Here is a 13,622-nt window from a genome sequence, read left to right as displayed (position 1 = left end):
TGAATAGTATTGTCCAATATCAAGAGCAATTGATTTCATTGATTAATGAACAGATAGTAGTGGATGGTGATCATCCTACCAGGATTCCTTCACTGAACATTATCCGTCAGTCGGCTGCGGGAGAACCAATCCATACTGTTTACGAACCATCCATCTGTGTCATTGTCCAGGGAGCGAAGATGGCCACATTGGCCGGCAATCGTTTTCCGTTCGATGCAACGTCATATTTAATTGCCTCAGTCCATCTGCCAATCATCGGACAGGTTATTCAAGCAGAAACCGAAAGGCCCTTTCTATGTATCCAAATCAGCTTTCAACTTGAAGAGATAATCAATTTGTTAAATACTACACCGGTTCAGCACCCGACTAAAACAGCAGCTCCTAGTGGCCTGGTATTGAATGAAACGACACCGCAGTTGTTGGAAGCGATAACCCGCCTGGTAGGGCTGTTGGATACCCCGGAAGATATCGAGCCCTTATCTCCCCTTGTACTCAGAGAAATTCTGTATCGAGTAGTTAAGAGTAAGCAAGGCGGCCACATCGTTAAGTTTGCCAAGAACGGGTCCAACGTAAACCGCATCGCTGAGACAATTCAAATGATTTACCGTGATTTTAAAGAACCATTGAGAGTAGAGGAGCTTGCTGAACAGGTACACATGAGCACGTCCTCCTTTCATCAGCACTTTAAGAATGTGACGGCCATGACTCCGCTGCAATACCAAAAAATATTAAGACTGCAGGAAGCGCGCAATTTATTATTGGCGGAAACTACTGCGGCTGCTGATGCAGGTTTTCAAGTTGGTTACGAGAGTCCTACACAATTTAACCGTGAATATGCAAGATTATTCGGTTTACCGCCAAAAACGGATGTGGACCGATTTCAAAAGTCCTTAGAAGAGTGATTATCTAAGCAGAATAGTAAACGTACAAAGGCTGTTATACCCGTGACATTCGTCCATACCAACTTGAGCCATTTTCCATATCCTAACCATAAAGAAATCAGCAGTGGGAAGGGGGAGTTGATGTGGGAGAAGAAAATCGACGGCAGCCAAAGAAAAACAGTCCGCTCAGCCAAATGGAAGAGTATTTCAAAAATGCTCCCTACAACGGATTGTTAAGCTCCATCGATTCGCTTTTTCAACAGCCGATGTTCAAAAAAACGTCCATCGCGGTCGATCTGTATGAAACCCCGAATGAGTGGGTGATAGAGGCGGAAATTCCGGGAGTCAGCAAGGAAAATATCAAAATCGAACCGATGGGAGACCGTTTGAAAATCGCGGTGATCGACGATCGCGAGGCAGAAGAGACGAACGACGTCAACAATTATTACCGCAGGGAGCGGATGATTGAAGGTGTCGAACGGATTGTTCAGCTGCCGTACACAATCAAGAAAAATAGAACCAAGGCTGCTTACAGAAATGGCGTGCTCACCATCAGGGGACCAAAAGAGGCCAAGACGAGCAACCAAATCGACATTGACTAAGCAAGATGCAAGCACTTCAATTTGGAGTACCCGGATTGAAGTGCTTTTTTGAATAATCAACATGATTATTTATGCAACTTTTTTGTAAGAAAATTTTACAGGAATAAGTACAACAATAGCAGCGCATAAAGCGTTTACAAGACAATTCTGGAATACAGGTGCAACAAAACAAAATTGACGAAATATATTGACAATAACAACAAATTTGCTATGATAAATAAAAATTCAAGTTGTTACATAAATATGGTGATGGAGACAAGTTCGATAAATGGCAGACTTCAGAGAGCTGGTGGTCGGTGGAAACCAGTGCTGCTGTTATGGAATAGCACTTCGGAATAGGCAAGCTGAAACATTAGTAGGTCTGCCCGCTTCATGCCCGTTACGCATGGCGCCAATGAAGACTGTTGGAAGACAGTGAAAAAGGGTGGTACCGCGTGAGTGATAACTTTTCGCCCCTTACCAAAATCGTAGGGGGCGGGAAGTTTTTTTAATGGAAAAATTTCCTGCTAACGAGAAGAAAAGAGAGGAGACGTAGCATGTTACCAGATCAGCATTTATTAAGAATCCCTGGACCAAGTCCCATACCGCCGAGTGTAGAGAGGGCGATGGCCCAACCGATGATTGGACATCGGGGACAGGAAACCAAGGAATTGCTCGCGACAATCCGCCCAAGGCTGAAGCCGGTGTTTGGAACGGAACAGGACGTCATGATCATTACTGGAAGTGGCACGTCGGGCTTGGAAACGGCTGTAGTGAACACCGTCGAACCAGGAGATGAAGTGTTGGTGGTGATCACCGGTGCTTTTGGCGACCGATTTGCCAAGATTTGTGAAACCTATCAAATGAGAACCCATCGGTTTGAAGTGGAATGGGGAAGTGCAGTCGATCCGGAGGAAGTAAAACAGTTCCTCGAAACCCATCCTGGCATAAAAGCGGTGTTTGCTACTTATTGTGAGACATCCACCGGTGTACTCAACCCGATAAGGGAAATAGCCAGAGCGGTTCATGCTTCGTCTGATGCACTCGTGATTGTCGATGGCGTTTCCTGTGTCGGGGGAGTGCAAACCAGGATGGATGATTGGGGGATCGATGTATTGGTCACCGGTTCCCAGAAAGCTATGATGCTGCCGGCAGGATTGACTTTCATTGCGGCCAGCGAAAGGGCCTGGCAGGTCATCGAATCCAACAAACAGCCGCGCTTTTACCTGGATTTGCGCAAATATCGGGATAACCTGGAGAAAAATGCGACTCCGTTTACCCCCGGACTGTCCCTTTTGTTTGGGTTGAATCAGGTACTGAATCTTTTCGAAGAAGAAGGATTGAAAAATGTCTATGCCAGGCACCGACTGATGATGAAAATGACCAGGGAAGCGTTTCGGGCATTGGGAATTCCATTGCTGACAAATGATGAAGCTGCTTCGCCGACCGTCACCGCTGTAAAACCGGGGGATTTTGCGCCCGAGGATTTGCGGAAAACCGTAAAACAGAGCTTCAATTTATCGGTGGCAGGTGGACAGCAGCATCTGCAAGGGAAGATTTTCAGGGTTGGTCATATGGGATACTGCTCCCCGGCTGATGTGCTGCAAATCGTCGGTACGATGGAAATCGGCCTGCGGCAGATCGGCAAAGATATCGAATTGGGTATCGGGACAAGGGCAGCGCAGCAGGTGTATTTGGAGAAACACAAGTAGTATTGCTTAAGGATGAAGAAAAAAGAACAGGGGGTCCAATAAGGATGGCATTTCACGTTTTAATCAGTGATCCATTAAGTGAAGAAGGTATCCAACCATTGAGAGAGGCAGAAAACATCGAGGTGACCGTCGACACCGACCTTTCCGCCGAGACGTTGTCTGATAAAATCGGCGGCTACGATGCCCTTTTGGTAAGAAGCCAGACACAGGTGACAAGGGAAATCATCAAGAAGGCTGACAATCTGAAAATAATCGGGCGGGCCGGTGTGGGTGTCGACAATATTGATTTAGAGGCGGCCACCGAGCATGGTGTCATCGTGGTCAATGCTCCCGATGGCAACACGAACTCTGCGGCGGAGCATACGATCGCGATGCTGATGTCCCTGGCCCGCAATATTCCTCAGGCATATTATGCGTTAAAGCATAAACAGTGGGAACGCAAAAAATATGTAGGTGTCGAATTGAAAAACAAGACACTCGGTATCGTCGGTCTCGGGAGAATCGGAGCGGAAGTAGCGGCACGAGCGAAGGGACAGCGAATGAATATCATGGCTTACGATCCGTTTCTGACCGAGGAAAAAGCAGACAAAATGGGAATCGGATACGGAACGCTTCCAGAAGTGCTGCAAGCGGCCGACTTTATTACGGTCCATACCCCGCTTCTCAAGGAAACCAGGCACTTGATCAATCGGGAAGCATTCCAGAAAATGAAAACCGGTGTGCAGATCATCAATTGTGCGCGGGGCGGCATCATCGACGAGGAAGCTTTGTATGAAGCGATATGTGAAGGAAAAGTGGCAGGGGCTGCGTTGGATGTTTTTGAAGAGGAGCCGGCCACCGACCATAAGCTGCTGGAGCTGCCACAAGTCATAGCCACTCCCCATCTTGGTGCCAGCACCGTAGAGGCGCAGGAGAACGTGGCAATCGACGTCAGCCACGACGTCGTCCAGTTCCTGAATGGCGGTTTGGCTAAAAATCCAGTCAATTTGCCATCCGTGCCAAAAGAAATCATGAATAAAATCGCTCCATACTTCGAATTGTCGGAAAAACTGGGAGTGTTTTTGACCGATTTGACAGAGGAAGTGACGGAAGAGGTGCATATCTATTATTCTGGTGATTTGACCGAAGTCGAAGTGGCTCCGCTGACGAGAAATACGGTCAAAGGTTTACTGAAGCGCCACTTGGGTGATCATGTCAACGATGTGAACGCAACATACTTTGCGGAGCGCAAGGGGATTGCCGTAAATGAACACAAAACATCCTCGACAAAAGGTTTTACCAATCTGTTGACGGTTGAAGTGAAGACCAAGTCGGGAACCCGCCAAGTATCCGGAACATTGCTGAATGGTCTTGGTGCCAGGATAGTCAAGGTCGACAATTACAGCGTCGATGTCATCCCGCAGGGACACATGGTCGTCATCCACCATAAAGACCAGCCAGGTGCAATCGGAAGAGTCGGCAGCCTGTTGGCAGAGCAGGACATCAATATCGCGACCATGCAGGTGGGGAGGTCCAATGTCGGCGGGGATGCCATCATGATGCTTACCATCGACAAACATTTGGAAAAAGAAGGCCTGAATCAATTAACCGGACTGGCAGATATCCATGATGTGACAGCCATCGATTTATAAAAAAACGGCGCAAGGCAGGTAAACTGCTTTTGCGCCTGTTTTTTTACAAGGTCTGTTTGAGTTTGGCCAAAACATCGCCAAGCTCGTCGAGGTGGGAAATTTCATAGTCTGGTACGACCTCGTCGGTCTTTTTCCCGAGTCGGTTGATCCAGACGGATTTAATCCCGGCACGGGAAGCGCCGAGAATGTCGGTCCGTAAATTATCGCCAACCATGATGGCTTCATCTTTCGTCAGGGAAAGCAGTCCCAGCGCATGTTCGAAAATCGCCGGATCAGGTTTTCCGCTCCCAAATTGGCCAGAAATGACGATATGGTCAAAATACGGGGCGATTTCCGGCGTCAAATCAAGTTTGGACTGTTGCAAATCCGGTGAACCATTGGTGAGCAGCAGTAACCGATACCTTCCTTTTAATCGGTCGAGGACGCGAAATGTTTCTTCGTATGTAAAGGGGCTGTTTTTCCTTTCCCGCGGGAATTGCTCAGCCAATTCAGCACCCAGCTGGGGATCATGGATTCCGACCGCTTCCAATCCTTTCGTCCATGCCTGCTTCCGGTAAGTCGGCATCAGTTTATTCATCTTCCGGAAGTTTTTATCATCCTCGGTAAATTCACCCCATAGTCCTTCAAACGGGTTGATGCCGATTGTTTTCGTGAAAGAATAGGTTTCATATCCTGCATAAAGCTCGCTCGCCTGCTCGCGAACTTTTTCTTCCAGAAGGTCTGGATCGACGCCATACTTCTTTGCGGCCGTGAGACAGGTTGCTCTGAATGCTTCTTCCACACTTCTTTTGTCCCAAAGCAGCGTATCGTCCAAATCAAACATGATTGCTTTCAACATTCGTTTCTCCCCCTGTCATGTTTTATTAAGCCTCTTTTCACAGACTGCGTTGCGTTTAGTTCTTTATATTCTTTATGGAAAATGCACAATGTTTGCGCAGCTTGATCTCATGCTATATAGAATGAGTGCTAACCCGGAGGTAAGGAAAAACATTTGCATTCCGTGGGGAACGCTTCAGCCAAGGTACTACCTGAACCAACTCCTTTGCTCCCTTGTAGCGAAGCGAGAAAGCCAGCTACAAAGCTTAACAGAAAGACCCACTGGTGCGGGCTTCAGACAGTTCCTTTCCCACTCGATGTTGTATTTCAGATTGGAATGAGAGTTAGTACCGTCTGTTTCTGAATAGGAAACTGTACAATAGCGAAGGAAATACCCGGAGACTCCTGCGGGAGAAAAGGCCTTAGAGTGAGATCCCGCAGAGCGCTAGCTCGAGGAAGCTCAACAGCCGCCCGCGGAAAGCGCAGGGTATTTCCGCAGCGCCGCATTCCAGCTCAACGAGTGAAGAATGAGAAGAATGATAGGAAGTTTTTTGATTTCATGCCACAGTTCATATGCTTCACGTAAAAAAACAAGCCTTAAAGAAAACAGCGTGTATTAAAAACAGCTTACAGTGAATATTGCCGGAAGTAAACTAGTAGTAGAAAAAAAGAAAGTAGGCGCCACTTGTCATCAACCATGGCGAAGAGGTAGTTTAATTTGTAAAAACACCCATTTTTCGTTTATAATCAGTTAGTGGAATTATGAATGAAACGGTGTTTTCCGGTCTAAAAGCGGAAAGCGAACCCGTTCCTGATAAGACAGAAAAGCACAGCGCTTGAGCTGTGCTTTTTCTTACAAAGGTGAACAGAAGCTGGTTTCAGCGCCCTCTGTACAGCCGTGTTATCATGGAAGAATAACCGAATTAGGATTAGAGGTGCCGCCATGACATCGCAAAACGTCATAAAAGAGGGAGCTATCGCAGCTGTCCTTTATTTACTGTTAATGTTTCTTACACTTTTCGTGCCAATCATCGAAATTGTGACCTTGTTTCTACTCCCCGTTCCAGTATTAGTATTTGCTGCGCGATTCGGGGGAAAACGGGCTGCCGGTTTATTCGTACTCCTGGCACTAGCTTCGTTTCTGTTTTTGACCTACTATTCACTTCCGCTTGTGCTTCTCACAGGAATCGGCGGATTGATGACCGGGATTGCGATCCATCAACGGCTCACTGCCTATGAAACATGGGCAAGGGGAACCGTCGGATTCGTGATAGGTCTCTTGCTGACTTTTTTGGCGGTCCAAGGCATGTTTCAAATCAATATCGTCCAGGAAATGAACCAGGCGATCAATGACTCGATTGCCCAAAGCCAGGCAATGCTGAAAGACTTGGGTATGGCCTTCAATCAGGAAGATGTCGATGCATTGCTGGAGCAAATGCGTCAAATCGTCAATTTGCTGCCGGTGATTTTAGTGGTGATGGCGCTGGTATTAGGATTAGCCAGTCAATGGATCGGCTACAGGATCATCGGGCGGCTGGATAAAACGAAACTGCGTTTTCCGCCATTCAGGCAGTTCCAGCTCCCGGTCGGCCTGGTATGGATCTACTTCGCCGCCCTGGTCGTCACGTGGGTGAGCGGTGATCCGGACAGCATCTGGCATATAGGCGCTGTCAATGTCACCAATCTTGCCGGACTGCTGGTTGCTTTGCAGGGGCTGTCTTTGGTTTTCTTTTACGTTCACCATAAGGGAATGTCGGTGGCAGTACCAATTATTGTTATCGTCTTAACCGTTCTTTTTCCTTTCATAGGACTGTATCTTCTGCGAATCTTAGGTATAATTGATTTAGGCTTCTCGTTGAGGAACCGGATCAATTTTGATAAAAAATAAGCTCAGAAAAGGGTTTAGGAGCTGACTTTCATGCCAGAATTATTTAAAAAGCCGACAATAGGCAGTCATTTATGGTTCATATACATTTTGTCCCTGGTGTTTTTGGGGATGCTTTGGTATTACCAATGGATGCTCGGCTTGATTATGACAGTATTCCTGGCTGCTTCGCTGTACTACAGTTACAGACAGGAACAGATGATGATCAACGAAACAGAAGAATATATCTCGACGCTTTCCTACCGTGTCAAGAAGGTAGGCGAAGAAGCCCTTCTCGAGATGCCGATCGGTATTGTGCTATATAGTGAAGATTTCACCATTGAATGGACCAATCCATACATGAACAGGCTGAAGGAGGAAGACTCCCTTGTCGGGAAGTCGTTGAATGAGCTATCCGATGACCTCATATTAAAGGTGAAGGAAGACAATAACGAAATCTGGTTGTCGATGGGTGATTACAAGTTTCAAATAATGATCAAAAAAGAAGAGCGGCTGCTGTACTTTTTTGACCAGACGAGACAGACCGAAATCCAAAACCTTTACCATAATGAACAATCCGTCCTGGGTATTATCTTTCTGGACAATTACGAAGAAATCACACAGGCAATGGATGATACGGCCAAAAGCCAAATCAATTCAAAAGTAACGTCGATTTTGAACGAATGGTCGAACGATTATGGCATCTATCTGAAAAGAATTTCCCAAGAACGTTTCTTGGCTGTGATGAACCAGCAGATTCTCAACCAGCTGGAAAAAACCAAGTTTGAAATACTGGATGAGGTACGCGAGTTGATTTCCGATAAAAACGTTCCGCTGACACTGAGTATCGGAGTGGGGCTCGGCGGTGTGTCCTTGCCGGCACTCGGCGAACTCGCACAATCGAGCCTTGATCTTGCTCTTGGACGCGGCGGCGACCAGGTCACGATCAAAGATGAAAATGGGAAGGTCCGCTTCTATGGCGGAAAAACCAATCCGATGGAGAAACGGACCAGAGTCCGCGCCAGGGTGATTTCCCATGCGATGACAGAACTCGTCCGGGAAAGCGACAAAGTACTGATCATGGGGCATAAAGCGCCGGATATGGACTCAATCGGGGCAGCGATCGGTATCTTGAAGATCGCCCAGGCAAGTGATGTGGAAGGCAGGATCGTCATGGATCCGGATGATGTCAATACGGGAGTACAGCGGATGGTCGAGGAAATCAACGGAAACGAAGAACTCCGGTCCTACTTCATGGATCCCGATACGGCGTTGGACACGGTGACGAAAAACACGCTGCTCGTCATCGTCGATACGCACAAACCATCCATGGTGGCTGAAGAAAAACTGCTCAGCAAAACGGAGCATGTCGTCGTTATCGATCACCACCGCCGGGCGGAGGAATTTATCAACCATCCGACACTCGTCTATATGGAACCATATGCCTCTTCTACGGCAGAGTTAGTGACGGAATTGCTGGAATACCAGCCGAAAAATCTCAAGCTGAGTATGCTGGAATCGACAGCATTGCTGGCAGGAATCATTGTCGATACGAAAAGCTTTACCTTGAGGACGGGATCCCGTACGTTTGATGCTGCTTCCTACTTGCGCTCAAAGGGAGCGGACACCGTATTGGTGCAGAAGTTCATGAAAGAAGACTTGGATATTTACGTCAAGCGCAGTCGTTTGATAGAGCATACGCAAATCTATCGCAACGGCATCGCCATCTCTACAGGAGATCCGGGGGAAACCTTCGGGCCTGTCGTGATTGCCCAGGCTGCCGATACGTTACTGACGATGAGTGGAATTGTCGCCTCGTTCGTCATTTCTGAACGGGAGGATAAACGGATCGGCATCAGTGCCAGATCGCTTGGTGACGTCAACGTTCAGGTGATCATGGAACGGATGAATGGCGGCGGCCATCTCACCAACGCTGCTACCCAGCTGGATGATTCCTCTGTCGAGGATGCAACAGAACAGCTGAAAGCAATTATAGATGAATATTTTGAAGGGGGAGCTGAAGAATGAAAGTAATTTTCTTGAAAGATGTTAAAGGAAAAGGAAAAGAAGGCGAAGTGAAGAATGTTTCGGACGGATATGCCCGCAACTACCTGTTGAAAAACAATCTCGCGGTCGAAGCGACCACCGGAAATATGAAAGCATTGGAAGCGAAAAAGAATAAAGAGAAAGAAAAAGAACAGAACGAAATAGAAGAAGCTAAACAATTGAAGCAAAAGCTGGAAAATCTGACCGTGGAATTGACGGCGAAATCAGGAGAAGGCGGACGTCTATTCGGCTCGATCACCAGTAAGCAAATTGCCGAAGAATTGAAAAAAAGTCATCAAATCAAGATCGATAAGCGGAAAATCGAATTGGATGAACCGATTCGGGCGCTAGGCTATACCAACGTACCGGTGAAAGTGCATCCGGAAGTATCCGGAACCGTTAAAGTACACGTGAAAGAAGCCTGAAAACCTTTTGCCGCATCGAATCAACCGCACCATGAATAGTCACCAAAGAAGGGGCTGTCCGCCGGGTAAGGCGGCAGCTCGCTTCCTTTTCCATTTAAAGGAGGAAAAGATGCTGTATGAATGAACAATGGACCGATCGGACGCCGCCGCACAACATCGAAGCTGAACAAGCCGTTCTTGGGGCGGTTTTTTTAGAGCCAGAGGCGTTATCAAGGGCTGCGGAAATTTTGCTCCCGGATGATTTTTACCGTGCGGGCCACCAGCGGATATTCGGAGTGATGACCAGCCTGTCTGATAAAGGAGAACCAATTGATCTGGTTACGGTCACTACGGCTTTGTCCAATGCGAAAATTTTGGATGAAGTAGGCGGGGTCTCGTATTTAAGTGATTTGGCAAACTCTGTACCTACTGCCGCCAATATCGAGTATTATAGTAGAATCGTAGAAGAAAAGGCGCTTTTGCGGAGACTGATCCGGACTGCGACAGATATCGTCACCGATAGTTTTTCCAAGGAAGACGAAGTCGCCGATGTCTTGAATGACGCGGAAAAAAGCATTTTGGAGGTTTCCCAGCGAAACAATTCAGGTGCCTTCAAAAATATCAAGGATGTTCTGATCGATGTCTATGACAATATTGAACAGCTCCAGCAAAATGATGGATCTGTAACCGGAATACCTACCGGGTACCGGGACCTGGATCAGATAACCTCAGGATTTCAGCGGAATGATTTGATCATCATTGCAGCGCGTCCATCGGTGGGTAAAACGGCATTCGCTTTGAACATTGCCCAGAACGTCGCCATTCATGCGAGCGAAAATGTCGCTATCTTCAGTTTGGAGATGGGGGCGGATCAACTGGTTTCCCGTATGCTTTGCGCCGAAGGAAACATCGATGCCCAGCGGCTCCGTACAGGGAAAATGGAGGCCGAAGATTGGAGCAAACTGACCATGGCAATGGGCAGTCTTTCCAATGCCGGCATCTACATCGACGATACACCGGGTATCCGCGTCAGTGAAATCCGCAGTAAATGCAGAAGGTTGAAGCAGGAACACGGGCTAGGCATGATCCTGATTGACTATCTGCAGCTGATTCAGGGAAACGCCAATTCCAAGGAGAATAGACAGCAGGAAGTATCGGAAATTTCCCGTTCCTTGAAAGGATTGGCACGGGAATTGAACGTACCGCTGATTGCCTTGTCCCAGCTTTCCCGTGGCGTAGAATCCCGTCAGGACAAGCGACCGATGATGTCTGACTTGCGGGAATCCGGAAGTATCGAGCAGGATGCCGATATTGTCGGTTTCCTTTATCGTGATGACTATTATGACCAGGAATCAGAAAAACAAAACATCATTGAAATCATTCTGGCCAAACAGCGTAACGGTCCCGTGGGAACCGTAGAGCTCGCGTTTGTGAAAGAGTATAACAAATTCGTCGACTTGGATCATCGTTACCAGGAAAGCGACATACCGCCAGTCGGCGCAGCCGGCGGCTAAGACAGAAGAAGCCTGGGAGAAAAGCTTCGTTACCAAAATATAAGCCGAACGATTCTACTCATCTTGTTTTCTGTGGAAATCAGAGCAAAAAGCATAGCGCTAAGAAGCGCACATCAATCAACAGGTGAAAAGCAAGCTTATCGAACACACAAATAAAAACCGAGCGAATTTGATTTGCATTTCAAATTCGCTCGGTTTTTTGCTTTGGTTGCCATGCTTTTATCCCACAGTGCGGCAAGACACTAGCCTTCCGAAAAGCAAAGCACGGAGGAAGAGGGGTCAGTCCCCATCGTTTTAGCATGGAGGTGGGGATTGACCCCAAATTTTACGAACGAAATCGTTGTTTTTGTTAATAATGTTCGTATATTTCATTGACATTGTAAATGGGGATTGATAAACTTACTGTGTTATGCACATAGTAATTATAATTCAATTGGCGGAGGTGCCTATATGTCCTCAGTAGTTGTAGTCGGAACCCAATGGGGCGATGAGGGTAAAGGTAAAATTACAGATTTTCTATCACAAAATGCAGAGGTTGTGGCCAGATATCAAGGCGGCAACAATGCTGGACATACAATCAAGTTTGACGAAATCACGTATAAGTTGCATTTGATTCCTTCGGGGATTTTCTTCGACGATAAAATTTGCGTGCTTGGCAACGGCATGGTCATCGATCCGAAGGCGTTAGTCGAAGAGCTGCAATACTTGCATGATAAGGGCGTATCTACCGATAATCTGCGCATCAGCAATCGGGCGCATGTCATCCTGCCGTATCACTTGAAGCTGGATGCCCTGCAGGAGGAAGAAAAAGGCGCCAACAAAATCGGAACGACCAAAAAAGGCATCGGTCCTGCTTACATGGACAAAGCAGCCCGTGTCGGTATCCGGGTTGCCGATTTACTTGATAAAGAAGCGTTTAAAGAAAAGCTCGAACAAAACCTGAGGGAGAAGAACCGATTGTTCGAAAAGGTGTATGAAACAGAATCCATCGCTGTGGAAGACATCCTGGATGAATACTATGAATATGGCCAACAGGTTAAAAAATATGTTTGTGACACATCGGTTGTCTTGAATGAAGCGTTGGACGAAGGACGTCGTGTGCTTTTTGAAGGGGCGCAAGGGGTCATGCTCGATATCGACCAGGGAACCTATCCATTCGTCACCTCTTCCAACCCGATTGCGGGAGGCGTTACGATCGGCTCTGGTGTCGGTCCGACTAAAATCAATCACGTGGTCGGTGTTTCCAAAGCTTATACAACCCGTGTCGGTGACGGTCCTTTTCCGACCGAATTGCACGATGAAATCGGCGATCAAATTCGCGAAACGGGAAGAGAGTATGGCACGACCACTGGCCGTCCGCGCCGTGTCGGGTGGTTTGACAGCGTCGTTGTCCGTCATGCCCGCCGTGTCAGCGGTATTACCGACTTGTCCCTGAATTCACTGGATGTGTTGACGGGCATTGAAACGCTTAAAATTTGCACGGCTTACAAATATAAAGGCGAAACCATCCATGAGTTCCCGGCAAGCCTGAAGGATTTGGCGGAGTGTGAACCTGTTTACGAAGAACTCCCAGGCTGGACAGAGGATATTACCGGGGTAAGAAGTTTACATGAGCTTCCGGAAAATGCCCGGCATTACTTGGAGCGGATTTCCCAGTTGACCGGAATTCCATTGTCCGTATTCTCGGTAGGTCCGGATCGGACACAGACCAACGTGGTCCGCAGTGTGTACAGCTGACTGTTCATGAAATAAAGCAGGAGGGAATCTCTCTGAGAATTTCCCTCTATAAAATCACCAGTGTGAAAAAACGCTGGTGATTTTTTGTTGTGGTGACGCTGGTGATATCGCTTCGATGTCCCGCTAACCTAAATGGCCCGTTTTCAATCCTGCCAAGTATCGACAGGCAGGACAGATTTATGCAAAATAAATGAGTTTATTCCCGAATCACCTAAAAATTAAACCAACGGTGCCAATAATTGCCGACATATTACTCGCTTTTGTAACAAAACAGCAAAAATATATCCAGAAATAACCAATTAAATGGCGTGAAAAAGGGAAATTTTACACAAAAACGCCTATAATCACTCTGTTATAGGCGGAAATTACCAGCTTTTATACAGTTTCTTTACATCCCGGTGAAACGGTATCATCCCCCGTACTCCTATGGTAGATT

The 13,622-nt window shown here is 47.1% G+C and carries 10 protein-coding genes and 1 other annotated feature; of the genes, 9 read left to right on the top strand and 1 reads right to left on the bottom strand.

Annotation, left to right across the window (positions count from 1 at the left end; all coding sequences use genetic code 11):
* Nucleotides 1-38 precede the first annotated feature (38 nt).
* The 4 genes from F6X55_RS00225 to serA all read left to right on the top strand — a co-directional run bounded on the left by F6X55_RS00225 (nucleotide 39) and on the right by serA (nucleotide 4,805).
* Nucleotides 39-902, top strand: a complete 864-nt coding sequence (locus F6X55_RS00225; protein WP_202616099.1) for an AraC family transcriptional regulator — start codon at nucleotides 39-41, stop codon at nucleotides 900-902.
* A 122-nt stretch (nucleotides 903-1,024) separates the two neighbouring features.
* The gene (locus tag F6X55_RS00220) at nucleotides 1,025-1,483 is read left to right on the top strand and encodes an Hsp20/alpha crystallin family protein (RefSeq protein WP_026568898.1); all 459 of its coding nucleotides are present in this window, start codon (nucleotides 1,025-1,027) and stop codon (nucleotides 1,481-1,483) included.
* Nucleotides 1,484-1,720: 237 nt separating this feature from the next.
* Nucleotides 1,721-1,943, top strand: a binding site (T-box leader).
* A 76-nt stretch (nucleotides 1,944-2,019) separates the two neighbouring features.
* Complete coding sequence (locus F6X55_RS00215; protein WP_153461449.1) at nucleotides 2,020-3,174, top strand: pyridoxal-phosphate-dependent aminotransferase family protein; 1,155 nt, start codon at nucleotides 2,020-2,022, stop codon at nucleotides 3,172-3,174.
* Nucleotides 3,175-3,218: 44 nt separating this feature from the next.
* Nucleotides 3,219-4,805, top strand: coding sequence for a phosphoglycerate dehydrogenase (gene serA / locus F6X55_RS00210; protein ID WP_153461447.1), 1,587 nt, complete (start codon nucleotides 3,219-3,221; stop codon nucleotides 4,803-4,805).
* Nucleotides 4,806-4,848: 43 nt separating this feature from the next.
* Here the strand turns inward: serA and F6X55_RS00205 are convergent, their stop codons facing one another.
* On the bottom strand, nucleotides 4,849-5,643 hold the full coding sequence (locus tag F6X55_RS00205; RefSeq protein WP_026568895.1) for an HAD family hydrolase: 795 nt from the start codon (nucleotides 5,641-5,643) through the stop codon (nucleotides 4,849-4,851).
* Nucleotides 5,644-6,564: 921 nt separating this feature from the next.
* Between F6X55_RS00205 and F6X55_RS00200 the strand changes: the two genes are divergently transcribed.
* The 5 genes from F6X55_RS00200 to F6X55_RS00180 all read left to right on the top strand — a co-directional run bounded on the left by F6X55_RS00200 (nucleotide 6,565) and on the right by F6X55_RS00180 (nucleotide 13,186).
* Nucleotides 6,565-7,509, top strand: coding sequence for a YybS family protein (locus F6X55_RS00200; RefSeq protein WP_153461445.1), 945 nt, complete (start codon nucleotides 6,565-6,567; stop codon nucleotides 7,507-7,509).
* A gap of 30 nt (nucleotides 7,510-7,539) precedes the next feature.
* On the top strand, nucleotides 7,540-9,513 hold the full coding sequence (locus F6X55_RS00195) for a DHH family phosphoesterase (RefSeq protein ID WP_153461443.1): 1,974 nt from the start codon (nucleotides 7,540-7,542) through the stop codon (nucleotides 9,511-9,513).
* A complete protein-coding gene (gene rplI / locus F6X55_RS00190) occupies nucleotides 9,510-9,956 on the top strand; it encodes a 50S ribosomal protein L9 (protein WP_026772071.1) in 447 nt (148 codons plus the stop codon). Before F6X55_RS00195 ends, rplI begins: the two co-directional genes overlap by 4 nt.
* A gap of 116 nt (nucleotides 9,957-10,072) precedes the next feature.
* Nucleotides 10,073-11,449 carry a replicative DNA helicase gene (gene dnaB / locus F6X55_RS00185; protein ID WP_026568890.1) on the top strand — a complete coding sequence of 459 codons (1,377 nt, stop codon included), beginning with the start codon at nucleotides 10,073-10,075 and terminating at the stop codon, nucleotides 11,447-11,449.
* Between the two features lie 450 nt (nucleotides 11,450-11,899).
* On the top strand, nucleotides 11,900-13,186 hold the full coding sequence (locus F6X55_RS00180) for an adenylosuccinate synthase (RefSeq protein ID WP_026568889.1): 1,287 nt from the start codon (nucleotides 11,900-11,902) through the stop codon (nucleotides 13,184-13,186).
* The last annotated feature ends 436 nt before the right edge of the window (nucleotides 13,187-13,622 follow it).

The organism is Sediminibacillus terrae (genome assembly GCF_009602435.1).
GTDB lineage: Bacteria > Bacillota > Bacilli > Bacillales > Amphibacillaceae > Sediminibacillus > Sediminibacillus terrae.
Note: the sequence above shows the minus strand (reverse complement) of the source record. Positions and strands in the feature narration are given on the sequence as shown.